The sequence below is a fragment of the Actinomycetota bacterium genome (genome assembly GCA_030682655.1).
Taxonomy (GTDB): domain Bacteria; phylum Actinomycetota; class Coriobacteriia; order Anaerosomatales; family JAUXNU01; genus JAUXNU01.
Genome location: JAUXNU010000157.1, coordinates 1 through 1,830, shown reverse-complemented (window position 1 = coordinate 1,830; position 1,830 = coordinate 1). Strand labels below are relative to the sequence as shown.

General features: G+C 67.1%; 1 protein-coding gene. It reads left to right on the top strand.

The window, feature by feature from the left end; translation table 11 throughout:
* Positions 1–1,716: IS1634 family transposase (locus tag Q8K99_10065; GenBank protein MDP2182895.1), on the top strand; the 1,716-nt coding region annotated here is incomplete at its 5' end.
* Positions 1,717–1,830 lie beyond the last annotated feature (114 nt).

Below are 1,830 nucleotides of genomic sequence, written 5' to 3'. Positions count from 1 at the left end.
GTGCACTCCACGCGCAAGCCCGTATGTCCACCCACGTTCACGCTGGACTCGCGGTTCGTCGGGGGCCTCCCCCTGATCAATGCCATCCTCGACCGGCTGCAGGTGGACCGCCTCCTCGCCCAGGCCCTTCCCTCGGGGGGTCGGGTGCGTGCGGCCACGGTCCTCGGGGTGCTGCTGCGCCACATCGTCCTCACCGATCGCCAGCCCATCTACGCGCTCCAAGAATGGGCCACGCGGGCCGAGCCCGCGCTGGTGGGCTTGGCCGACGGCGACGCCGCGTTCCTCAATGACGACCGGGTCGGCCGGGCGCTCGATCGACTCTTCGACGCGGATCGCGCGGCCCTGATGACGACGGTCGTCCTGCACACGATCCGCGAGTTCACCGTAGCCTTGGAGCAGATGCACAACGATTCGACGACCGTCACCCTGACGGGGGCGTATCGGGCAGCGCAGGGCCAGGCGGTGCGCGGGAAGCCGACGGTGCACCTCACGTTCGGGCACAACAAGGACCATCGTCCCGACCTCAAACAGTTGCTGTTCGTCCTGACGGTCTCGGCCGATGGGGCGGTGCCGATCCACTACCAGGCGCTGGATGGCAACACGAATGACTCGACGACGCACCTCGAGACGTGGCAGACGCTCTGCCGGCTGGCAGGGCGACGCGATTTTCTGTACGTCGCCGACTCCAAGCTGTGCGCGAAGGCGACGCTCGCGCACATCGACCAGCACCAAGGACGCTTCATCACAGTGCTGCCGAGGACCCGGCGGGAGGACCGATGGTTTCGCACCTATCTCCAGACGCACGATCCGCCGTGGGAGGATGCCCTGCGACGGCCGAATCCTCGTCGGCCCAGCGGCCCCGAGGACGTGTGGCAGGTCGTGGAGGCCGCCGTGCCTTCGCAGGAAGGCTACCGGATCGTCTGGGTGTGGAACTCGCTGATGGCCCAGGAGGATGCCCGGACCCGGCAGGCGCGCATCGAGAAAGCATACCTCGGGATCGAGCGTCTGCAGACTAAACTCCAAGGGACACGCTGTCGCCTACGCCTGCGGGAGCGGGTGGAGGACGCCGTCCGGAAGATCCTCAAGGAATCCGGCGCGGAGCGCTGGGTGGGCATCGAGATCGCGCAGGGGAGCACCCCCGTCTATCGGCAGGAGAAACGCGGGCGCCCGGGCCCCGCCACGCGCTACCTGCGCACGCCCCGGCCGCGCTTCTCCGTCGTCGCTCGCGTGCGAGACGACGTGGTGGCCGCCGACGCGCGCTCCGACGGCATGTTCCCGCTGATCACCAATGACAAGGCACTGTCCCTGCCGCAGATCCTGGAGGCCTACAAGTTCCAGCCGAAGTTGGAGAAGCGGTTCGAGCAGCTCAAGACGGTCCACGCGGTGGCGCCGGTGTGGCTGCAGAACGTGTCCCGGATCGAGGCGCTGTTGTTCCTCTACTTCTTGGCGCTGCTGGTCCACGCCCTCTTGGAGCGCGACGTCCGTCGGGGGATGGCGCGCGACCAAGTGAAGCAGCTGCCCCTCTATCCGGAGGAGCGCGAGTGCCGAGCGCCCAGTAGCGAGCGCATTCTGGAGGTCCTCGCACCGCTCCAGCGGCACCGACTACTCGATCAGGGTCGGCTGACGCAGGTCTTCGAGCCCGAACTCACCGCGCTGCACCAGCAAATTCTCGCCCTCCTGCGCGTGCCCCCCTCAACCTTTCAAATCGCCGACTGAGGGGCGTGGTGCGATATCGCGTCTGAGAAGTGCGGAAAGTAGGTTTGACGCCTCAGCGGGCCTGTCATATATTCGTCCCGCGTCCCCCTGGTCTGATATCGAGGCACCGAGAAT